16 protein-coding genes are annotated in these 21,725 nt (G+C 71.4%); 11 read left to right on the forward strand and 5 right to left on the reverse strand.

The features are described from left to right. The first annotated feature begins 44 nt into the window (after nucleotides 1-44). Entirely contained in the window at nucleotides 45-1,121 is a 1,077-nt protein-coding gene (locus ACIBBD_RS07920; RefSeq protein ID WP_399418423.1) for an AI-2E family transporter, read from the forward strand. On the opposite strand, the gene ACIBBD_RS07925 is transcribed toward ACIBBD_RS07920, so the two are convergent. Continuing rightward, nucleotides 1,061-3,223, reverse strand: coding sequence for a SpoIIE family protein phosphatase (locus ACIBBD_RS07925; RefSeq protein ID WP_399418425.1), 2,163 nt, complete (start codon nucleotides 3,221-3,223; stop codon nucleotides 1,061-1,063). The genes ACIBBD_RS07920 and ACIBBD_RS07925 overlap by 61 nt on opposite strands. A gap of 484 nt (nucleotides 3,224-3,707) precedes the next feature. Here ACIBBD_RS07925 and aspS point away from each other — a divergent pair, with 484 nt between their 5' ends. From aspS to ACIBBD_RS07960, 7 genes are all read left to right on the forward strand, one after another. Further along, nucleotides 3,708-5,471: an aspartate--tRNA ligase gene (aspS, locus tag ACIBBD_RS07930; RefSeq protein ID WP_399418426.1), complete on the forward strand. Its 1,764-nt coding sequence runs from the start codon at nucleotides 3,708-3,710 to the stop codon at nucleotides 5,469-5,471. A gap of 396 nt (nucleotides 5,472-5,867) precedes the next feature. Continuing rightward, nucleotides 5,868-6,332, forward strand: a complete 465-nt coding sequence (locus ACIBBD_RS07935) for a hypothetical protein (protein WP_399418427.1) — start codon at nucleotides 5,868-5,870, stop codon at nucleotides 6,330-6,332. 176 nt (nucleotides 6,333-6,508) lie between these two features. Beyond that, complete coding sequence (locus ACIBBD_RS07940; protein WP_399418428.1) at nucleotides 6,509-7,507, forward strand: intradiol ring-cleavage dioxygenase; 999 nt, start codon at nucleotides 6,509-6,511, stop codon at nucleotides 7,505-7,507. A 181-nt stretch (nucleotides 7,508-7,688) separates the two neighbouring features. Next, nucleotides 7,689-8,288 carry a DUF4956 domain-containing protein gene (locus ACIBBD_RS07945; protein WP_399418429.1) on the forward strand — a complete coding sequence of 200 codons (600 nt, stop codon included), beginning with the start codon at nucleotides 7,689-7,691 and terminating at the stop codon, nucleotides 8,286-8,288. After that, a complete protein-coding gene (locus ACIBBD_RS07950; RefSeq protein ID WP_399418430.1) occupies nucleotides 8,285-9,073 on the forward strand; it encodes a polyphosphate polymerase domain-containing protein in 789 nt (262 codons plus the stop codon). The genes ACIBBD_RS07945 and ACIBBD_RS07950 overlap by 4 nt, the downstream gene beginning before the upstream one ends. Further along, on the forward strand, nucleotides 9,070-10,908 hold the full coding sequence (locus ACIBBD_RS07955) for a carbohydrate-binding domain-containing protein (RefSeq protein ID WP_399418431.1): 1,839 nt from the start codon (nucleotides 9,070-9,072) through the stop codon (nucleotides 10,906-10,908). The genes ACIBBD_RS07950 and ACIBBD_RS07955 overlap by 4 nt, the downstream gene beginning before the upstream one ends. 101 nt (nucleotides 10,909-11,009) lie before the next feature. Beyond that, nucleotides 11,010-12,353, forward strand: a complete 1,344-nt coding sequence (locus ACIBBD_RS07960; protein ID WP_399418432.1) for a polysaccharide lyase family 1 protein — start codon at nucleotides 11,010-11,012, stop codon at nucleotides 12,351-12,353. 121 nt (nucleotides 12,354-12,474) lie between these two features. On the opposite strand, the gene ACIBBD_RS07965 is transcribed toward ACIBBD_RS07960, so the two are convergent. Next, entirely contained in the window at nucleotides 12,475-13,086 is a 612-nt protein-coding gene (locus ACIBBD_RS07965) for a Uma2 family endonuclease (protein WP_399418433.1), read from the reverse strand. Nucleotides 13,087-13,138: 52 nt separating this feature from the next. Continuing rightward, a complete protein-coding gene (locus tag ACIBBD_RS07970) occupies nucleotides 13,139-13,888 on the reverse strand; it encodes a helix-turn-helix domain-containing protein (protein ID WP_399418434.1) in 750 nt (249 codons plus the stop codon). 476 nt (nucleotides 13,889-14,364) lie between these two features. On the opposite strand from ACIBBD_RS07970, the gene ACIBBD_RS07975 reads away from it, so the two are divergent. Together ACIBBD_RS07975 and ACIBBD_RS07980 are read left to right on the forward strand one after the other, a co-directional pair. Then, on the forward strand, nucleotides 14,365-15,240 hold the full coding sequence (locus ACIBBD_RS07975; RefSeq protein WP_399418435.1) for a helix-turn-helix domain-containing protein: 876 nt from the start codon (nucleotides 14,365-14,367) through the stop codon (nucleotides 15,238-15,240). Continuing rightward, the gene (locus ACIBBD_RS07980) at nucleotides 15,237-15,449 is read left to right on the forward strand and encodes a DUF397 domain-containing protein (protein ID WP_399418436.1); all 213 of its coding nucleotides are present in this window, start codon (nucleotides 15,237-15,239) and stop codon (nucleotides 15,447-15,449) included. The genes ACIBBD_RS07975 and ACIBBD_RS07980 overlap by 4 nt, the downstream gene beginning before the upstream one ends. A gap of 66 nt (nucleotides 15,450-15,515) precedes the next feature. Here ACIBBD_RS07980 and metG read toward each other — a convergent pair whose 3' ends face one another. Next, nucleotides 15,516-17,231 carry a methionine--tRNA ligase gene (metG, locus tag ACIBBD_RS07985; RefSeq protein ID WP_399418437.1) on the reverse strand — a complete coding sequence of 572 codons (1,716 nt, stop codon included), beginning with the start codon at nucleotides 17,229-17,231 and terminating at the stop codon, nucleotides 15,516-15,518. 139 nt (nucleotides 17,232-17,370) lie between these two features. Beyond that, nucleotides 17,371-19,257 (reverse strand): VWA domain-containing protein, encoded by a 1,887-nt coding sequence (locus tag ACIBBD_RS07990; protein ID WP_399418438.1) that lies wholly within the window; start codon nucleotides 19,255-19,257, stop codon nucleotides 17,371-17,373. 279 nt (nucleotides 19,258-19,536) lie between these two features. Here ACIBBD_RS07990 and ACIBBD_RS07995 point away from each other — a divergent pair, with 279 nt between their 5' ends. Further along, a complete protein-coding gene (locus ACIBBD_RS07995) occupies nucleotides 19,537-21,636 on the forward strand; it encodes a PhoX family protein (RefSeq protein ID WP_399418439.1) in 2,100 nt (699 codons plus the stop codon). The last annotated feature ends 89 nt before the right edge of the window (nucleotides 21,637-21,725 follow it).

The following is a 21,725-nucleotide window of genomic DNA, read 5'->3' on the forward strand; positions in this document are numbered from 1 at the left end:
AGTCCGCGCGGGACAAGCGTCCGGGCGCGTGGTCGGCTGGAGGCGTGCTGTTGCTTCCCGACTCGGTCCGACGACTCGCCGCCTGGTGTGCCGTCATCCTGTTGGTCTCCGGTGTCGTCTACGTCGGGATCCGGCTGTGCGCGGAGGTGCGTACGGCGGTCGTGCCGGTGTTGCTGGCGTTGCTGGGGTCGGCGTTGCTCAGGCCGTTCCACCGGCGGCTGGTGAAGGCGAGGGTCAACCGGTCGACCGCCGCCGGTGTCACCTGTGTGGCTGTCCTTGTGGTGGTCGGCGGGGCCGTGTACATCGTGGTCGCCGCGCTCGTCGACAGCGGGGACGAGATCGTCACCTCGCTGAAGGACGCGGCGAAGGATGTCGCCCGGCACTTCGGGGCGGCCGGGACCTCGCTCGACGACCTCGTGTCCAACTCCAGGGAGCTGTTGTCGAAGTTCGGCGGGACCGCCGCCTCGGGGGTCGTCAGCGGGGTCAGTGTCGTCGGCGAGAGCATCGCCATGGCCGTCCTCGCGCTGCTGCTCGTCTTCTTCTTCCTGCGGGACGCCGACCGGGCCGTCGGCACCATGCGGTCCCTCGCGCCGCACGGCACCGCCGACACCGTGGAGGCCATGGGGCGGCGGGCCTTCCACGCCGTCGAGGGGTTCATGCGGGGGACCACGTTCATCGCGTTCATCGACGCCGTGTGCATCACCGTCGGGCTGCTCGTCCTGGACGTCCCGGGGGCCGTGGGGCTGGGCGCGCTCGTCTTCGTCGGGGCCTACATCCCCTACCTGGGCGCCTTCATCTCCGGTGCCCTCGCCGTCCTCGTGGCACTCGCCGACCGGGGGTTCGTCATCGCGCTGTGGGTGCTCGGGGTGGTGCTCGCCGTGCAGGTGCTGGAGGGGCACGTGCTCCAGCCGCTGATCCAGAGCCGGACCGTGCAGATGCATCCGGCGGTGGTGATGGTGACGATCACGGCGGGGGCCTCGATCGCGGGGATCCTCGGCATGCTGCTGGCCGTACCGCTGACGGCGGCGGCGTTCGGGATCCTGCACGAGCTGCGCGAGCGTCACGCCGCCGGCCCGGAGCCGGCCGTGTCCCCGTCTCCGCCCGAGCCGTCGGGCTCGTAGAGCTCGAACCAGATGCTCTTGCCCTCGCCCCGAGGCGCCACCCCCCACTCGTCCGCGAGCAGCTCGACGAGGACCAGGCCACGGCCGGAGGAGGCCATTTCGCCGGGGCGGCGCTTGTGGGGCAGGTCGTCGCTGCTGTCGGTGACCTCGATCCGCATCCGGCGTGCGCCGGGACCGCCCGTCACCTCGGCGAGCATCAGCGCGTCGGCGTCGGTGTGCACGAGGACGTTGGTCAGCATCTCGGAGACGAGCAGGACGGCCGAGTCGACCTGGTCGTCGCAGACCCAGTCGTGCAGCAGCTCGCGCACCTGACGGCGGGCCTCGGCGACCCGCTCGGGCTCGGCCTGCGCGACCGTCAGCACGGTGCGCCGTACGGTCGGCCGTGCGGGTACCGGGGCGCCGAGACCGCAGCCCTCGCCGTGGCGGCAGACGAGGAGGACGGCGATGTCGTCCTCCCGCCGGTCGGCGAACGGGCCGGTGGTGTGGTGGGACGACGGCCCGTGCACCGCCTGGACCAGCGCGTCCGCCAGCTCCTCCAGGTCGCCCTCGTGCGCCTCGAGGATCTTGCGGACGCGTCGCCAGCCGCTGTCGAGGTCGTGACCGCCGGTCTCCAGCAGACCGTCCGTGCACAGCATCAGCGCCTCGCCGGGCTCCAGGGTGAGGCGGGTGGTGGGGTAGTCGGAGTCGGGGTCGATGCCCAGCGGCAGACCCCCGGCCGTGTCGTGGACCAGGACCGTGCCGTCGGCCATCCGGATCGCCGGGTCGAGGTGGCCGGCGCGGGCGGTCTCCAGGACCCCGGTCACGGGGTCGACCTCGACGTAGAAGCAGGTGGCGAACCGCAGGTCGGCGTGAGTGTCGGGGGCGTCGTCGTGGGTGAGGCCGTAGAAGAAGCGGGAGGCGCGGGAGAGGACGGCGTCGGGGCGGTGGCCCTCGGCGGCGTACGCCCGCAGCGCTATGCGCAGCTGGCCCATCAGGCCCGCGGCCCGGACGTCGTGCCCCTGCACGTCCCCGATGACCAGCGCGAACCGCTTGTTCGGCAGCGGGATCATGTCGTACCAGTCGCCGCCGACCTGGAGGCCGCCGCCGGTGGGGATGTAGCGGGCGGCGAGGGTCATGCCGGGTATCTCGGGGCCGAGTGTGGGCAGCATCGAGCGCTGGAGGCCGTCCGTCAGCTCGCGCTGGGTCTCGGCGGCACCCGCCCGGGTGAGGGCCTGGGCGAGCATGCGGGCCACGGTGGTGAGGACGGACCGCTCGTCCGGGGTGAACGCCACCGGATAGGCGAAGGCGGCCATCCAGGCGCCCATCGTGCGACCGGCCACCGTCAGCGGCAGGAACGCCCAGGACTGGCGGCCGAAGTGCGCGGCCAGCGGCCAGGTGAGCGGGTAGCGCTCCTTGTACTGCTCGGGCGAGGAGAGGTAGACGGCCCGGCCCGTGCGCACGACCTCGGCGGCCGGGTAGTCCGTCTGGACGGGCATCTGGGTGAAGGGAGCCTCCTCACCGGGCGGCTGACCGTGGTGCCCGATGATCGTCAGCCGGTCGCCCTCCACGCCGAAGACGGCAAGGCCGTCCGGGGAGAAGCCCGGCATCGACAGGCCCGCGGCGACCCGCAGCACCTCCTCCGTGGACCGCGCCTCCGCCAGCGCCCGGCCCGCGTCCAGCAGGAACGCCTCCCGGGAGCGCCGCCAGTCGCCGGTGACGGCGGTCCGTCCGGCGGGGGTGCCCGGCCTCGGCTCGGTGACCTCCTGGAGGGTCCCGATCAGCTCGTACGCCTTCTTCACCGGGTCGAACGACGGCTTGGAGCGGCTGCGGACGACCCGGACGACCCGTCCCCGGTCGTCCATGATCCGGATCCGGACCTCCGCGAGGGTGCCCTCGGCGACGGCGAGCTGGACCACGCCGGTGATCTCGTTCCAGTCGACCGGGTGCAGCCGGGCGCGGGTCTGGGCCTCGGTGAGCACGGTGCCCTCGGCGGGCAGCCCGAGCAGCCGGGCCGCCTCGGCGTCTACCGTGACCAGCCCGGTGGCGGTGCTCCAGTGCCACAGGCCGGTCGCGAGGGCGGCGAGGACGTCCCCCACGGCGGGCAGAGGCTCGCCAGTGCGCATTGCCCCACTTTAAGAACAGGCAATCGAATCGTGCCACTGATCGTCGACGTCGATCATGATCACTCGCGTCCCGACAGGCGCCGCGCGCGTCCCGGCCGACACCTGGGTGCCTGCCGGCCGACGCCTGCGTGCGTCCCCTCTGATGCCTGCGTGCGCCCGGCCGATGCCTGCGAGCCCACCGTTCGGTGGCTCGGTACGTGCCCCCGCGCCGCGCGTAGGAGCTCCGAACAAAAGGGGCGCCCGGCTCGCGATGCCTGGCACGCACGCGGGCCGCGTTGCCAAAAGGCCCTGGTAGCTCCGCTACAAGGACCTTCCGGCGCCTGGCGATCGCACGCACCGGACGCCGCGAGCTGATCGGACTCCCCTTTTGTTCGGAGCTCTAAGTGGGGAGAGCCGATCTTGGCCCGCCCGGTACCCTGGGGGTTGTTTCACGTGAAACACCCTGAAACACAGACCCCGATCCGCGAAGACTGGATGAACGACGATGCATCGGTACAGGTCCCACACCTGCGGCGAGCTCCGCGCCTCTGACGTCGGCACCGACGTCCGGCTGAGTGGCTGGCTGCACAATCGGCGCGACCTGGGCGGCATCCTCTTCATCGATCTGCGCGATCACTACGGCATCACGCAGCTGGTGGCCCGTCCCGGCACGCCCGCGTACGAGGCCCTCGACAAGCTGACCAAGGAGTCGACCGTCCGCGTCGACGGCCAGGTCGTCTCCCGCGGCGCCGAGAACGTCAACCCGGACCTGCCCACCGGTGAGGTCGAGGTCGAGGTCGCCGAGGTCGAGCTGCTCGGCGCCGCCCAGCCGCTGCCCTTCACGATCAACACCGAGGACGGGGTCAACGAGGAGCGGCGCCTGGAGTACCGCTTCCTGGACCTGCGCCGCGAGCGCATGCACCGCAACATCATGCTGCGCACGGCGGTCATCTCGGCCATCCGCCAGAAGATGGTGGCCCTCGGCTTCAACGAGATGGCGACGCCGATCCTGACCGCGACCTCCCCCGAGGGCGCCCGCGACTTCGTCGTCCCCTCCCGTCTGCACCCGGGCAGGTTCTACGCCCTTCCGCAGGCGCCGCAGCAGTTCAAGCAGCTGCTGATGATCTCCGGCTTCGACCGCTACTTCCAGATCGCCCCCTGCTTCCGTGACGAGGACGCGCGCGCCGACCGCTCGCCGGGCGAGTTCTACCAGCTCGACGTCGAGATGAGCTTCGTCGAGCAGGAGGACGTCTTCCGGCCGATCGAGAAGCTCATGACCGAGCTGTTCGAGGAGTTCGGCAACGGCCGGCACGTCACCTCCCCCTTCCCGCGGATCCCGTTCCGCGAGGCGATGCTGAAGTACGGCTCCGACAAGCCGGACCTGCGCGCCCAGCTGGAGCTGGTGGACATCACCGACATCTTCGCGGGCTCGGAGTTCAAGGCGTTCGCCGGCAAGCACGTGCGCGCCCTGCCGGTGCCGGCGGTCCAGGCCCAGCCCCGCAAGTTCTTCGACCAGCTCGGGGACTACGCCGTCTCGCAGGGCGCGAAGGGCCTGGCCTGGGTGCGCGTCGCCGAGGACGGCTCGCTGTCCGGCCCGATCGCCAAGTTCCTGACCGAGGAGAACGTCGCCGAGCTGACGAAGCGGCTGTCGCTGGCCGCCGGTCACGCGGTCTTCTTCGGCGCGGGCGAGTTCGACGAGGTCTCGAAGATCATGGGCGCGGTGCGGGTCGAGGCCGCGAAGCGTTCCGGCCACTTCGAGGAGGACGTCTTCCGGTTCTGCTGGATCGTCGACTTCCCGATGTTCGAGAAGGACGAGGACACCGGGAAGATCGACTTCTCGCACAACCCCTTCTCGATGCCGCAGGGCGGTATGGAGGCGCTGGAGACCCAGGACCCGCTGGACATCCTGGCCTGGCAGTACGACATCGTCTGCAACGGCGTCGAGCTGTCCTCCGGCGCGATCCGGAACCACGAGCCGGACATCATGCTGAAGGCCTTCAACATCGCGGGTTACGACAACGAGACCGTCGAGCGCGAGTTCGCCGGCATGCTGCGTGCCTTCCGTTTCGGCGCCCCGCCGCACGGTGGCATCGCGCCGGGCGTCGACCGCATCGTCATGCTGCTGGCCGACGAGCCCAACATCCGCGAGACGATCGCCTTCCCGCTCAACGGCAACGCCCAGGACCTGATGATGGGCGCGCCGACGGAGCTGGAGGAGGCGCGGCTGCGTGAGCTGCACCTGACAGTGCGCAAGCCGCAGCCGAAGTAGGGCGGCCTTTGAGCCGAAGTAGGCAGCCGAAGCCAGGCAGCCGGATGAGTCAGCCGCGTAAGTCCGCCGGGTAGGGCCGCCGGGTAAGGCCGCCGGATAAGGCAGCCCTTCAGGGAAGACTCGCGGAAAGGGGCCTGTGATCGACGTCGATCACAGGCCCCTTGTGCGTGCGCGAGGAAAGGCGGCAGACGCCACCCGCGCGGTACCCGACGGCTTCGGCGAGGAGTCCGCGGCCGGTGGCCGGGCCGCCGGCCGGGCCGCTGGGGCACCTCACCGGTGCCCCACAGGAACACCGGGGGACACCCACAGCGGCCTGTCGTCCCATGGGACGGGAGACGGAGCCGACGAGGGTCGGCACAGGCCCGCGGGTCCGTGGGGCGAGGGAGGAAACCTGCCATGGCGTTCATGATCACGCTCTCGGTACTGCTGATCGCCGGCGCGGTCGTCGGCGTGACGGCCCTGCGCCGCGCGCACCGGCCCGGCCGCTCCCCGGGCCTGTCCGACCTGGACGCGGAGGCGGAGGCGAACCAGTGGCTCGTACGGCTGGGCGGCGGCCTGGTCCCGCCCGGCGTCCGCGTCTGGGCGGGCGCGGACGCGGAAACGGCCCGGTCGCTGACGTGCGCGGTGGAGTGCCATCGGTCGGCCCGCGAGCGGCTGGCCACGGCCCGTACGGCGGAGGAGTACGGGGAGGCCACCCGGCTGGCGCGGGAGGGACTGCGCCATCTGCGCGAGGCCCGTACGGCACTCGGCATCGAGGAGGAGCCCCCCACCCCCGGCAGCCGTCCCCGCGCGGCCCGTCGCCCGGCGGGAGCGGCGGCGCCGTGCCGCGCGGACGTCCCGGCCGGGGCGGCGGCGCCGTAGACCGGGTCGCGCCGCCGCCTGCCACGCGGACGTCCCGGCCGGGGTCGCCGAAGCCGGGCGGGAGGCGGCCGGTGGCCGGCGGCCGTGGCGCTTTTTCGTCGTCGGCCGGCCGGTTCAGGGGATCGCACAGGCCTTTCCCACCTTCCTGACAGGGCGGTCTCCTAGCTTCCTCGCCCATGACGGGAAACACGGAAAACCAGCAGGGCCCCCGCCACAAGCGCGATCTGACGCGCCGCAAGGTCGTCGTCGCCGGTGCGGGGGCGGTCGCCGCGGTCGGCGCGGGCGGCGCACTGGCCGCGGGCGCGTTCGCCGGGGAGTCGGGCACGGCGAAGGCCGGTGCCTCGGCGACCGGCACCGCCAGTGGCTCCGAGATCTGCTACAAGCTCACCTCCGAGACCACCGAGGGCCCCTACTACATCGACGCCGACAAGCTCCGGCAGGACATCACCGAGGACAAGGAGGGCATTCCGCTCACCCTCAGCATCAAGGTCATCGACTCCGAGACCTGCGAGCCCCTGCGGAACGTGGCCGTGGACATCTGGCACTGCGACGCGCTCGGCATCTACTCCGGTTACGAGAGCCTGTCCACGGGCGGAGGCGGCGGAGCGCCGACCGGCGCCCCGTCGGGCACGCCCACGGGCACGCCCACCGGTGAGCCGCCGACGGGTGCGCCGTCCGGCGGGACCGGCGGTGGCGGGGTCCACGAGGAGCCCACCGACGACGAGCGGTACCTGCGCGGTACCTGGAAGACCGACCGGCGCGGCCTGGTCACCTTCAGGACGGTCTTCCCCGGCTGGTACCGGGGGCGGTGCGTGCACATCCACACCAAGGTGCACGTGGACGGAGAGTGGACCGACGCCGGGTACGAGGGCGGGCACACCTGCCACACCGGCCAGTTCTTCTTCGACGAGGAGTCCGTCCTCGCCTCCGCCGAGGTGGAGCCGTACTCCACCAGCACCACCGAGCGCACCACGCTCACCGAGGACACGATCTACGACCAGAGCGGCACCCAGGGCGGTCTGCTCAAGCTGAAGTACGACAAGAAGAACATCGCGAAGGGGGTGCAGGCGTCGATCACCGTGGGTGTCGACCCCGAGGCGACCCACACCGGCACCGACGACGCCGGCCGGCCGGGGGCGTCCGCCACGGCGTCCCCGTCGGCCTCCGCGAGCTGACCCCGCCGGGGGCGTACGCCCGCACGCCACGTGAGGCGCCGCGGCCGTACGCCCCCGGCCCGTCCGGCCCGAACCGCTGCGGTTCACCCTCAGGAAGGCCTCCGTACTCGCCCCGTACTTCTCAAAGTCCCTTAAGGGTTCCCCAAGCCCTTTCACAGCCGTGCCCCTGATCGTCATGGGCATGAGCACCCAACCGCTCCTCGTCGCCACCGACCTGCTCGCCATCTCCGTGCTGGCGTTCGCCGTCTACTTCCCGCGCCATCACCGCCGGGACCTGGTCACCGCGTTCCTCGGCATCAACGTCGGGGTGCTGGCCGTGGCGATGACGCTGAGCGACTCGGCCGTGGGAATCGGGCTCGGCATGGGCCTGTTCGGCGTTCTGTCGATCATCCGGCTGCGGTCGTACGAGATCGCGCAGCACGAGATCGCCTACTACTTCTCCGCCCTCGCCATCGGCCTGCTCAACGGCATCCCCGAGGACGCCACGGCCCTGCCCGTCACCCTCACCGTCCTGATCGTCGTGACGCTGTACGTCGCCGACCACCCCCGCCTCTTCGCCCGCCACCGCAGCCGCACCCTGCGCCTGGACTCCGCGCACACCGACGAGGCCGCCCTGCGCGCGCACCTCGCGGTGCTGCTGGGCGGGCGGGTGGTGAACCTGTCGGTCAGGAACATCGACCTCGTCAACGACACCACCCTGGTCGAGGTCCGGTACGTGGTGGCCGGCACGCGCGCCCCGGCCCCCTCACCGGGACCGGTCCGGCCGGAGGTCCGGGCATGACCGCCCTGGACTCCGTCGGCGCCGCCGTCCGCACCCTCGCGCCCGTCACGCTCGACGAACTCGTCGCCCGCGCCGAACTCCTCACCCGCGTCGACCGCAAGTACGTCCTCCCCCTCGCCGACGTTCCCTTCCTGCTGGGCGGCCTCGGGAGGGGCGTACGGGTGCTGGAGATCGACGGCGAACGGGACTTCGCGTACGGGTCGCTGTACTTCGACACGCCCGAACTGCACGGTTACCTCGGCGCGGCCCGGTCCCGGCGGCGCCGCTTCAAGGTGCGCGAGCGCACCTACCTCCACTCCGGGCTGCGCTTCCTCGAGGTGAAGACCAGAGGGCCGCGGGGGACGACGGTCAAGCACCGGATGCCGTACGACGACGGCGCCTTCCCGGACGCCGCCGGCCGGGCCTACGTCGACACCGTCCTCGCCGGCGCCGGCATCGACTCCCGCGGTTTCCGTTTCGTCCCGACCCTGACCACCGCCTACCGGCGGACCACGCTGCTGCTGCCCGCCGACGGGAGCCGGCTGACCGTCGACACCGGGCTGGTCTGGGCCCTGCCCGACGGCAGCCGGCACCTGGGCACGCCCGACCGGGCCGTCGTCGAGACCAAGTCCGGGCGCGCCGGATCCGGGGCCGACCGGCTGCTGTGGTCGCTCGGGCACCGGCCCTGCGCGGTCTCCAAGTACGGCACGGGGCTCGCCGCCCTGCGCCCCGGTCTCCCCGCGCACCGCTGGCTGCCGGTGCTGCGTCGCCACTTCCCCACCGCCCTCGACGGGAGCCCCGCATGAGCAGAAGAACGGCACGACCCCGACCCCTGCGGCAGCGGACCGGCGCCGCCCTCGCCTCCGTCGTGCTGGCCTCCGCCGCGCTCGCCGGATGCTCGTCGGACGCGTCCGGCGAGGCCACCGGCGGCTCCACCGGCTCGGCGTCGAGCGCGGCCGCCGCCCAGGCCGACGGCACGCAGAACGCCGCCACCGTCCTCGCCGCCAACCAGGAGGCCCACGACGGTGACCTCGCGTGGGACGCCTCGAAGGCCGTGGACGTCCGGCTGTCCGGGACGTCCGCCTCCGTGGACGGCGAGGGCGCCGGTGTCGACGGGACCACCGTCACCATCACCGCGGGCGGCACCTACCGGCTCAGCGGCACCCTCTCCGACGGGCGGATCGTCGTCGACGCGCCCGACGCGACCGTCACCCTCGTCCTCGACGGCGCCCGGATCTCCAGTTCCACGTCCTCCGCCCTCGCCGCCACCGCCGTGGACCACCTGGTCGTCGTCCTCGCCGACGGCACCACCAACGCCCTCTCCGACACCACGTCCTACGACGACGCCGACGACGCCGACGCCGCGCTGTTCAGTGCCGGCGACCTGACCGTCGGGGGCGGTGGCTCGCTCACCGTGCGCGGCAGCGGCAACGACGGGATCGCGAGCAAGGACGGCCTGGTGATCGCCTCCGGGACGCTCACCGTGACGGCCGCCGACGACGGCATCCGAGGCAAGGACTACCTGGCCGTCCGCGACGGCACGGTCACCGTCACGGCGGGCGGCGACGGCCTCAAGGCCGACAACGCCGAGGACGCGGACGCCGGTTACGTCTCGGTCGCGGGTGGCACGCTGAAGCTCACCGCCCGGGGCGACGGCGTCGACGCGGCCACCGACCTGGTGGTCACCGGCGGCCGGCTGACCGTCGGCAGCGGCGGCGGCAGCGGCGAGCAGCCTTCCGAGGACGCCTCCGCGAAGGGGCTGAAGGCCCGGGTCATCGGCGTCCTGGAGGGCGGCACCGTCACCGTCGACGCCTCCGACGACGCCGTGCACAGCGACGGCGCGGTCCACGTCGCCGGGGCCGCGGTGACGGCCGCGAGCGGCGACGACGGCGTGCACGCGGAGGGGGACCTCGTCGTCGACAAGGGCACGCTGAAGGTCACGTCCGCGGTCGAGGCCGTCGAGGGCGGGAACATCGTCGTCGCCGGTGGCGCGGTCTCGCTCGTCTCCAGCGACGACGGAGTCAACGCGTCCGGCGGCACGGGGACCGCGCAGGGCGACGGCTTCGGCGGAGGCGGCAGAGGGGGCGGCGGTGGCGGTGGGGACGCCGGTGACTACAAGCTCACCGTCACCGGCGGCACCCTCGTCGTCGACTCCGAGGGCGACGGCCTCGACTCCAACGGCACCGCCGAGATCACCGGCGGCACGGTCGTCGTCAACGGCCCCCAGCAGGGCGGAAACGGCGCCCTCGACGTCAACGGCACGCTCACCGTCAGCGGCGGCACCCTGCTCGCCGCGGGCAGCGCGGGCATGGCCGTCACCCCCGGGGAGGACTCCGCGCAGGGCTGGCTCTCGGCGACCCTCGACACGGCCGTCCCGGCCGGCACCACCCTCCACATCGTCGACGCCGACGGCAGGGTCGTGGCCACGTACGCCACGTCCAAGCAGATCCAGAACGTCGTGTACTCGTCGTCGGCGGTCAAGAGCGGGGAGGAGTACCGGATCCACTCCGGCGGCTCGGCGTCCGGCGACGGCACCGGCGGCCTCTCGGCCACGGCCGGCACCCTCGGCTCGGCGCAGCAGATCGCCACGGTGACGGCCGGCCAGGCCCCGGAGGGCGGCTTCGGCGGCGGGAGGCCCTGAGCGGGACGCGGAAAGAAATCCTCCGGATGCGGCAACCTCTCCCTCCCGGGCGGCCACTGACGAGTCGTAAGGCTTGTTCGACCCACCCGTAAGGACTCCCCGTGGCAGCCACCACCCACCGCCGGTCCCTCCGCAAGCGCCGCACCCTCGCCGTCTCCGCCGCCGTCGTGGCCGCCGGGGTCGGCGCCGGTGTGTTCGTGCTGAACGCGAACGCCGACGCCGTCGACCTGTACCACCAGACGCTCGCCGCGAAGGACGGCTGGGCGTCCTCCGGCACGGGGACCACCGGGGGCGCGAAGGCCGACGCCGCCCACACCTTCACCGTCTCCACCCGCGCCCAGCTCGTGAAGGCGCTCGGGTCGGCGTCCGACACCACGCCCCGGATCATCAAGGTCAAGGGCATGATCGACGCCAACACCGACGACTCCGGCAAGAAGCTGACCTGCGCCGACTACGCGTCCGGCACCGGCTACTCGCTGTCGGCGTACCTGAAGGCCTTCGACCCCGCCACCTACGGCACCTCCAAGCTGCCCTCCGGCACCCAGGAGACGGCGCGCGCCGCCGCCCAGGCCAAGCAGGCGAAGAACATCGTTTTCAAGGTCCCCGCCAACACCACCCTCGTCGGCGTGCCCGGCACCAACGCCGGCATCACCGGCGGCATGGTCCAGATCCAGAACGTGGACAACGTCATCGTCCGCAACCTCACCTTCGCGGCCACCGAGGACTGCTTCCCGCAGTGGGACCCGACCGACGGCGACGACGGCAACTGGAACTCCAACTACGACTCGGTCACCCTGCGCGGGGCCACCCACGTCTGGGCCGACCACAACACGTTCACCGACGCCCCGCACTTCGACAGCGCCAACCCGACGTACTTCGGCCGCGAGTACCAGATCCACGACGGCGCCCTCGACATCACCAAGGGCTCCGACCTGGTGACCGTCTCGCACAACCAGTTCACCAACCACGACAAGACGATGCTGATCGGCAGCAGCGACACCGACAGCGTCGGCAAGCTGCGGGTCTCCATCCACCACAACGTGTGGAAGGGCATCATCCAGCGCGCCCCGCTGGCCCGGATCGGCCAGATCCACATCTACAACAACTACTACGACGTCACGACCCTCAACGGGTACGCGCCGCAGTACAGCATCAACTCCCGCGCCAAGGCCCAGGTCGTCGCCGAGAACAACTACTGGAAGCTGCCGTCCGGCGCGAAGGCCGCCAAGCTCCTCAGCGGCGACGGCACCGGCTCGGTCAAGGGCACCGGCAACCTCGTCAACGGCACCGTGACCGACCTGGTCGCCGCGTACAACGCCGCGTCCTCCAAGGACCTGAAGACGACGGTCAACTGGACCCCGACCCTGACGACCGGCCTGGAGACGTCGGCGAAGAACCTGCCGACGACGCTGGGGACGACGACGGGCGCCGGCGTTCTCAAGTAGCCCTCGGCCACTGCCTGAGCGGCCCCTGAAACGCGCGAGGGCCGGGAGACCACGAGCCCCCGGCCCTCGCGTCCGCTTCCCCGGCGGCGGAACTGCGTGAGGATCGGCTGCACCTCGTACCTCAGTGCTGCTCGCCGGTCCCGCTCTCGTAGCGCGGCAGGTCCTGGGTCGAGATGGTCCAGTCGCCGATGGTGACGTCCTCGCCGTAGACGAAGTCCTTGCGGGTGGCGTAACGCGGACCGTCGGGGGTGGGGTGGATGTCGGTGAGGACGGCACCGGTGCCGGTGCGGGGGTCGAAGACCGCGTAGACGGGGACGCCGATGAGGGGGTAGTCGCGCAGCTTGGAGACCCAGTCGTTGTCCGGGTTGGAGCGCGAGACGATTTCCACGGCGGCGACGAGCGAGCGGGGATCGAAGGATCCGTCTCCTTCCATTTCCGCCTCGCTGATGACCATCACGTCGGGGCGGCGCATGACCCCCTCGGCCTCGTCCTCGACGTCGGGTTCGCCCGTGTGAGCCACGAGAGCCTCCGGCATCACCCTCTCCAGGCGCTGCCGGACGCGCAGCACGGTCAGCTCGTGCGGCTTCGAGGGCGACATCATGTCGAGGACGATTCCTTCCTTGGTGATCTCGAACTTGCCGGGAAGGCTGTCGTCCGTGGAGTGCACGAAATCCCGCATGGCCCGGTAGAGGGGGGAGGCGCCCTGCCGCGCGTTGTCCGGGGCGATGGTCATGGCGCTCGCTCCTCGTCGTCTGTGCCCAGGGGCAAGGATCGTCGCTTTCATGCTAGGCGGCCCTCGGGAGATCGGATCGGCAGTCGCGGCAGCGGCCGGGTGTCGGCGAGCGGAAGGCGCGGTCGCAGCCGTCGCAGGTCTGGAACGGGTGTGTGGGGTCCGGCGCAGGTGGGGCCGGTGGGGTGAGGTCGCGTTCGAGCCAGGCGGCGACGCCGGGGGCGAGGTGTTCGGCGTCGGTGGCGGGGAGGAGGCGACGGGGGTCGCGGCGGCGGAGGCCGGCGAGGACGTCGACGGCCGTCCGGAGGAGGGCCGGGGAGCTGTACGAGGGCTGGGGCACGGCGGGCAGGCGCTTGCGCGGGGGCGGCTTCTCGCGAGCCGTGCGGCGGGCGGGCCTGGTGGAGGGATCGGCCGGGGCGGTGCGGTGTCCGGGCTTGTTGCAGGAGACCGTGCGGGTGACGATCCGGCCGGTGGGGGTTCGTTCGCGGGTGCGGCGCAGGTAGCCGTGGGTTTCGAGTTCGCGCAGGGCGGCGGCGATACGGGTCGGACCCTCGGGGAAGCGGGCGGCGAGGGTCTTGATGTCGACGGCGGTGCCCGGTCGCACCGACTGGATGTAGCAGCCGAGCCCGATGGCGAGCAGCGACAGCTCCTCGTGCTGGGCGAGGTGGTTGCCGATCACCGTGAAGTTCTCGGTGTGGCGGACGTTGTCGTGGACGACGCCGGAGTCCGGCCGCACGTGAGGGTGGTTTCTGCCAGGGATACGGGACTGGGCGTGCGGGGGCGCGCTAGGGTTTTCGGTGTCCATCAGGAAGGGCCTAACTTCCTCGGTGGTCAGGCCCCCGCAGGGATCGCTAGTCCCGGCGGGGGCCGTCGCATGTCTGGGGTTGTGCTGTGCCGCGCTGAGCGTAAGGCAGGCAACCGGTCCCGAATCCAGCCGAGTTGGGCATATTCACTCTCGGGAGTGAGTTTGCCCCGGCGGGAGGGAGGGGTGGGGCTTGGTGGGGTTCTTTCTCCCCAGTGAGTAGTTCATAGGGAGCGCAGGTCAGACCGGAGTGCGGGGCGTCAGACTCCGGTCGTTCCGTTGCGGAGATTTCTGATTCGCGTCACTCAGCGTGCCCGGATCTGCTTACCGTGAGGTGTGACGACGTCGTTGCCTACGGTGACAATCCGCTGGTTGTCCGGTGGTTTGTCCGGTGGTTGTCCGGTGGTGTCCGGGCCTGTCGAAGTGGTGCGCACGGGTAGGGGCGTCGCGGTACGGGGCGGTACGACGGAGGGGCGCGCATGTCGGTGGACGGCGAGGTACGGCGGCTCAGGACCGAGGCGGACGAGCCGGGGTGGGAGGTGGATCCGGACGACGAGTGGGGCGTGGCGGTCGTCGCCACCGTGGGGCGGCAGTTGAAGCTGCGGCGCGAGGCGGTGGGGATGCGGGCCGGCGACTTCGGCAAGGCCGTCGGGTACGGCGAGGACCTGGTCTACAAGATCGAGAGCGGCAAGCGGATTCCTCGGCCCGAGTATCTGGACAGGGCGGACGAGGTGCTGGGGGCGGGCGGGCTGCTGTCCGCGATGAAGGAGGACGTGGACAAGGTCCGGTATCCGAAGAAGGTGCGGGCCTTGGCCGAGATGGAGGCCAAGGCCGTCGAGATCGGGGTGTACGAGTGCAACATCATCGCTGGGTTGCTACAGACGCCCGAACACGCCCGAGCCGTCATCAAAGCAGCGCAGCCGCCCTACTCGCTCGATGACGTCGAGCGCATGGTGGCGGCTCGTCTGGCTCGACAGTCGGTCTTCGATCGCGATCCGGCCCCGTCGATCCACTTCGTCCTGGAAGAGGCGCCGCTGCGCCGACAGGTTGGCGGCACAATGGTGTGGCGACAGCAGCTCGAACGCCTGTTGGAGGTGGGGCGGTTGCACTACGTCACGCTTCAGGTCATGCCGACGAACACCGAGGCTCATCCGGGGCTGGACGGCAGGATCGAGTTGCTGAAGTTCCCGGACGGGACAGCCGCGGGTCGCTCTGACGGTGCGTTCAACGGACGGCCGATCACGGATCCGAAGCAGCTGCGCATTCTTGAGCTGCGGTATGGCACCATCCGGGCGCAGGCTCTCTCATCGCGGGAGTCGCTGGCCTTCATCGAGCAACTGCTGGGAGAAACATGATCCGCAAGGTCTCAGCCGGGGACGCCTCCGAACCGGCGTGGTTCAAGAGCAGCTACAGCGGTGGCACCGACGGCGAGTCCTGCGTCGAGATCGCTACTTCCCCTGGCACCATCCACGTCCGCGACTCCAAATACCGCGACGCCGGCCCGCGCCTCGCGCTGGCGCCGACGGCCTGGGCGGACTTCGTGGCGTACGCGTCGGGGAGCTGACTCCTCGACCGCAAGGGAGACGGCCCGGGAAGCCCCAAGGCTTCCCGGGCCGTCACCTCGGGGCCCCTACGCCGGCTCGCCGCCGAAGCGCTCCTTGTAGGCCGCCAGGTCCTCGTCCGTCAGCTTGGCGAAGAGGACCGGCGGGACGGTGAAGGGGGTGCCGGCGGGGACGGAGGTGAGGGCCTTCGCCTCATCGGCGGTGACCCAGGTCGCCGTGTCGTTCTCCAGCGAGAACGCCTCGCGCATGGTCTGCGCCGTCGTCGGGATGAAGGGCTCCGACACCACCGCGTAGAGGTGGATCAGGTTCATCGCCGTGCGGAGGGTGAGCGCCGCGCCGTCCTTGTCGGTCTTGATCTCCAGCCAGGGGGCCTTCTCCTCCAGGTAGGAGTTGCCCGCGGACCACAGGGCGCGCAGGGCGGCGGCCGCCTTGCGGAACTGGAGGGTCTCCATGTGGCCCTCGTACTCGGCCAGCAGCTCGGCGATCTGCTCCCCGAGCTTCGCCTCCGCCTCACCGGCGGCGCTGCCCGCCGGGACCTCCTCGCCGAAGCGCTTCTTCGAGAACGACAGGACTCGGTTGACGAAGTTGCCGAGGGTGTCGGCGAGGTCCTTGTTCACCGTGGCCGTGAAGTGCTCCCAGGTGAAGGACGAGTCGTCCGACTCGGGCGCGTTGGCGATCAGGAAGTAGCGCCAGTAGTCGGCCGGGAGGACGTCGAGCGCCTGGTCGGTGAAGACACCGCGCTTCTGGGACGTGGAGAACTTGCCTCCGTAGTACGTCAGCCAGTTGAAGGCCTTGACGTAGTCGACCTTCTTCCACGGCTCGCGTACGCCCAGCTCGGTGGCCGGGAACATCACCGTGTGGAACGGGACGTTGTCCTTCGCCATGAACTCGGTGTAGCGGACGGTGTCGTCCGCCTCGAACCACCAGGACTTCCAGTCCCGGTTCTCCGGGTCCTGGTCCGCCCACTCCTTCGTCGCGCCGATGTACTCGATCGGGGCGTCGAACCAGACGTAGAAGACCTTGCCCTCGGCCGCCAGCTCCGGCCAGGTGTCGGCCGGGACCGGGACGCCCCAGTCGAGGTCACGGGTGATCGCGCGGTCGTGCAGGCCCTCGTTCAGCCACTTGCGGGCGATGGAGGAGGCCAGCTGCGGCCAGTCGGCCTCGTGGCGCGAGACCCACTCCTCGACCTCGTGCTGGAGCTTGGACTGCAGGAGGAAGAGGTGCTTGGTCTCGCGGACCTCCAGGTCGGTGGAGCCGGAGATCGCCGAGCGGGGGTTGATCAGGTCGGTCGGGTCCAGGACGCGGGTGCAGTTCTCGCACTGGTCGCCGCGGGCCTTGTCGTAGCCGCAGTGGGGGCAGGTGCCCTCCACGTAGCGGTCCGGGAGGAAGCGGCCGTCGGTGGGCGAGTACACCTGGCGGATCGCCCGCTCCTCGATGAACCCGTTCTCGTTGAGGCGGCGGGCGAAGTGCTGGGTGATCTCGACGTTCTGCGGGCTGGAGCTGCGGCCGAAGTAGTCGAAGGCGAGCGCGAAGCCGTCGTAGACCGCCTTCTGGGCGTCGTGGGCCTGCGCGCAGAACACGTCGACCGGGAGACCCTGCTCCTTCGCGGCCAGCTCGGCGGGGGTGCCGTGCTCGTCCGTCGCGCAGATGTAGAGGACGTCGTGGCCGCGCTGGCGGAGGTACCGGGAGTACACGTCCGCCGGGAGCATGGACCCCACCATGTTGCCCAGGTGCTTGATTCCGTTGATGTACGGAAGGGCGCTGGTGATGAGGTGTCGAGCCATCGCGGGCTGCTCCCAGGTCGGTCGTTTTGCGAACCTTGAAATCGTAGCCGACATGGGTGGGCCGCCCGCTTCCCGTTTTGAGGGGTGGGAAGGGGCGGCCCGGGTGATCTTCGTTGCGGTGACCGGCGGTCACCGGCGGTCACCGGCGCCAGGTCGCCAGGACGCCCTCGTAGAGTTCCTGGTCCGTGAGCTCCCGGGGGGTGGGGCCCGCGTGGAAGAAGGACGTGTTGTCGGTCTTCAGCTTGCGGAGGTAGTCGAAGGCCTTGTTGTCGTGCTCACCGAAGGCGACGAACGAGAAGAACACGGTGGGGTGGTTCTTCGCGGCGTCGGTGAGCGCCTGGGTTGCGGGCGTCTTCGCGTCGGGGGCGCCGTCCGTCTGGAAGACGACGAGAGCGGGAACCTGGGGGTCCGCCGCCTTCCCGTGCTTCTCGTGGTGGGCCACGACGGCCTCCACGGCGGCGTGGTAGCTGGTACGGCCCATGCGGCCGAGTCCGGCGTGGAGGTCGTCGATCCTGTTCTCCGGGTCGGCGAGCGTGAGGTCGGCGGTGCCGTCGAGCTCCGTGGAGAAGAAGACGACGTGGACCGTGGGCTCGGCGCCCTCGGGGGCGAGGTGCGCGGCGAGGGCGAGGGTCTGGTCGGCCAGGGCCTGCGCGGAGCCGTCCTTGTAGTACGGGCGCATGGACGCGGAGCGGTCGAGGACGAGGTAGACGTCGGCTCGTGCGCCGGAAAGGTCGAGCTTGTCCAGGGTGGCGTCGGCTGCCCGGTAGGCGGTGGCGAGGTGGGCGGGGACGCGGACGCCGACGGCGGGCTTTTCGACGGGGGCGGGCTTTTCGTCGGCGGCGGGCTCGTCAGCGTCGGCGGGCTCTTCGGCGTCGGTATCGGCCTGCGGCTCCGCCTCGGCGGGCGTCTCAGCCGTCGGCTCGGGCTGCGGCTCCGCCACGGGCTCCTCGACGGGCTCCTCGGCGGTTGCGACCGGCTCGGACTCCAGGTCGGGCGCGGGCTCGTCCGTCTGCGCGGGCTCGTCCGCGGGCACGGACTCGTCCGTCTGTTCGGGCTCGTCCGTCTGCGCGGACTCGCTCGCCGGGGCGGGCTCGACGTCCGGGGTCGACTCCTCGGCGACGGGTTCGGCCTCGGGCTCGGGGGCCGCTTCCTCGGCGACGGGCTTCGCCTCCGCCTCGGCCTGCGGGGTGGCCTCCTCCGCGACCGGGGTCGACTCCTCGGCGTCCGGGGTCGACTCCTCGGCGACGGGTTCGGCCTCCGGCTCGGCAGCCGCCTCGGCTACCGGGGTGGCCTCTTCGGCGGCGGGCTCGGTGTCGGCCTCCGGTTCCGGGGTGACGTCCTCGGCGGCGGGCTCCGGCTCAGCCTCCGGCGATGCTTCCTCGGCGGCGGGCTTCGCCTCGGGCTCGGCCTCGGGGGTGGCCTCCTCGGCGACCGGCGCCGCGTCCTCCGCGACCGGCTCGGTCTCGGTCTCGGTGTCCTGGGCGGGCTCCTCGGCGGCGGGCTCCGGCTCAGCCTCCGGCGACGCTTCCTCGGCGGCGGGCTTCGTCTCGGCCTCGGCCTCGGGGGTGGCCTCCTCGACCGGCTCCTCGGCCACCGGCTCCTCCGCCACCGGCTCCTCGGCCACCGGCGTCGGCTCCTCGGCCGTCGCCTTCTCCGCCACGGGCTCCTCGGCCACCGCCTCCGCGGCCGGTGCCGCCTCCTGCGCCTGGCTCTCCGAGTGGTCCTCGGAGTCCTCGGAGCGGGTCGGCTTCGGGACCGTCACGTTGTCGAAGGCCGCCGCGACCAGTTCGTGTTCCTCGTCGGTCGCCGAGCGGGGCTCGGGCACCTGGGCCGTGGGTTCCGGGGTGGCCGGCTCGGTCGGCCCGGTCGGCTCGGTCGTCGTCGGCCGGTCCGTCTCCGCCGCCGGCGTAGGCGCGGCCTGCGAAGGCGCTCCCTGCGAAGGAACCCGCTCCGCACCCTCTGCCTCGGCCGTGCGCGTCTTGCGTGAGCGGCCGAATGCGTTCCGCAGGAGAGTGAGAATGCCCATGTGCGCAACCCTTCGAGTGAGTTGATGCCCGTGAATCCCTGGCCAGGACGGACACGTAAGGTTAGCGGCCCCGAGTGGTGATCTTGGGGAGGGGTGAGTGGGCGGAAGACACGTGTGTCAACACCGCCTCGGCGGCCCGCCGCCTGCCGACGCACCCCCGCCTCAACCCCCTTGTGGCTGCCGGGGATTCACTCGCCGTTCACTCAGCGTCAGCGCGTCCGCACATACGTACCCCTACCGTCACGCTCACACCCACGGGCACGCAAGGGGAGATTAAAGGTGCGCAAGCTGCTGCCGCTGATCGGAACGCCGAACCAGTCACATCCGGGCGGACGATCCGCCATGACCTGTCGTTTCCGGTGTGGTGACGCCTGCTTCCACGAGGTGCCCAACACCAGCGACAACGAGTACGTCGGTGACGTCATCGCGGGGGCCCTCAGCCGCCGCTCGATGATGCGCGCCGCCGCCGTCGTCACCGTCGCGGGCGCCGCCGGTGCGGCGGGCGTCGCCGGGGCGCGTCCGGCCGGGGCGGCGACCCCGCAGGCGTCCGCGGCGGACGCGGCGTCCGCCGCGTACGGGAAACCGGCGAAACCGGGCAGTGCGGCACGTGGGCTGCGGTACAGCAGCGTCGCGCCGAACACGACCGACGCCGTCGTCGTCCCGGACGGCTACACCCAGAACGTCGTCATCCGCTGGGGCGAGCCCATCCTGCGGGGTGCGCCGGCCTTCGACCCGGAGAACCAGACCCCGGCCGCCCAGGCGGGCCAGTTCGGCTACAACAATGACTTCCTCGCGCTGCTGCCCCTGCCGGGGGAGCGGAACCGGCAGCTGCTCGTCGCCAACCACGAGTACACCGACGAGGTGCTGATGTTCCGCGGCTACGACGCCGCGAACCCGACCCGGGAGCAGGTCGAGATCGCCTGGGCCGCGCACGGGCTGTCCGCCGTCGTGGTGGAGGGGGACCGGAAGACCGGCAGGCTCGTCGCCGTGCCGCGCCACCCGCTGAACCGGCGGGTCACCGCCACCACCGAGTTCCGGATCACCGGCCCCGCCGCCGGCTCCGATCTGCTGAAGACCTCCGCCGACCCGACCGGCACCAAGGTGCTCGGCACGCTCAACAACTGCTCCGGCGGCACCACCCCGTGGGGCACCACCCTCCACGGCGAGGAGAACTTCAACCAGTACTTCGCCAACAGCGGCCGGGCCACGGACAAGCGGTACGGCGTCGGCACCGGGGCCACCGAGCGCAAGTGGGAACGCTTCGACAAGCGGTTCGACGTCGCCCAGGAGCCGAACGAGGTGCACCGGTTCGGTTACGTCGTCGAGTTCGATCCGTACGACCCGGCGTCCACGCCCCGCAAGCACACCGCGCTCGGGCGGTTCAAGCACGAGGCCGCGACCGTCCGGCTCACCGCCGACGGCCGTCCCGTCGTCTACTCCGGTGACGACGAGCGCTTCGACTACTTCTACAAGTTCGTCAGCAGCAAGCGGATGAGGCACGGCAGCGGCAGGGCCGTGCGGGAGCACAACCTCTCGCTGCTCGACGAGGGGACCCTCTACGTCGCCAAGCTCACCGGTGACTCCCCGGCCATCGAGATCGACGGCACGGGCAAGCTGCCGGGCGACGGCGAGTTCGACGGCAGCGGCGAGTGGATCCCGCTGGCGACGGCCACCGCGAAGGGCGCCGTCTCGCACGTCGAGGGCATGACCGCCGATGAGGTGTTCGTCTTCACGCGGCTCGCCGGTGACAAGGTCGGCGCGACGAAGATGGACCGGCCCGAGGACATCGAGCCGAACCCGGTCACCGGCAAGGTGTACGTCGCCCTCACCAACAACTCCAACCGCGGTGTCGGGACGAACGCCAAGGCCGACGAGGCCAACCCGCGCCACGCCAACAAGCACGGGCACGTCCTGGAGCTGACCGAGCGCTGGAACCGTCCGGAGGCCACGAGGTTCGCCTGGTCGCTGTTCCTCGTCGCCGGTGACCCGCAGGACCCGGCGACGTACTTCGCCGGTTTCCCGAAGGACTCGGTCAGCCCGATCTCCTGCCCGGACAACGTGGCCTTCGACCCGTACGGCAACCTGTGGATCTCCACGGACGGGGCGCAGCTCGGCTCGCACGACGGTCTCTTCGGTGTCGCCACGCGCGGTGCGCGGCGCGGCGAGCTGAAGCAGTTCCTGACCGTCCCGAACGGCGCCGAGACCTGCGGCCCGATCATCCAGGAGCGGCGGGTGCTCGTCGCCGTGCAGCACCCGGGTGAGCTCGACGGGGCGTCGGTGGAGAAGCCGGCGAGCACCTGGCCCGACGGGCCCGGGAAGATCGTCCGTCCGGCGGTCGTGGCCGTCTGGCGCAAGGACGGCGAGGACATCGGCGTCTAGCCCACACGTCCGGACTCCTTTCTCTCTTTCCGGACGACGGCCCGGATCCGTGCTCGACGCCTCGACGCCTCGACACGGACCGGGCCGCC

The organism is Streptomyces sp. NPDC051315 (assembly GCF_044455165.1).
In the GTDB taxonomy this organism is placed as follows: Bacteria; Actinomycetota; Actinomycetes; order Streptomycetales; family Streptomycetaceae; genus Streptomyces.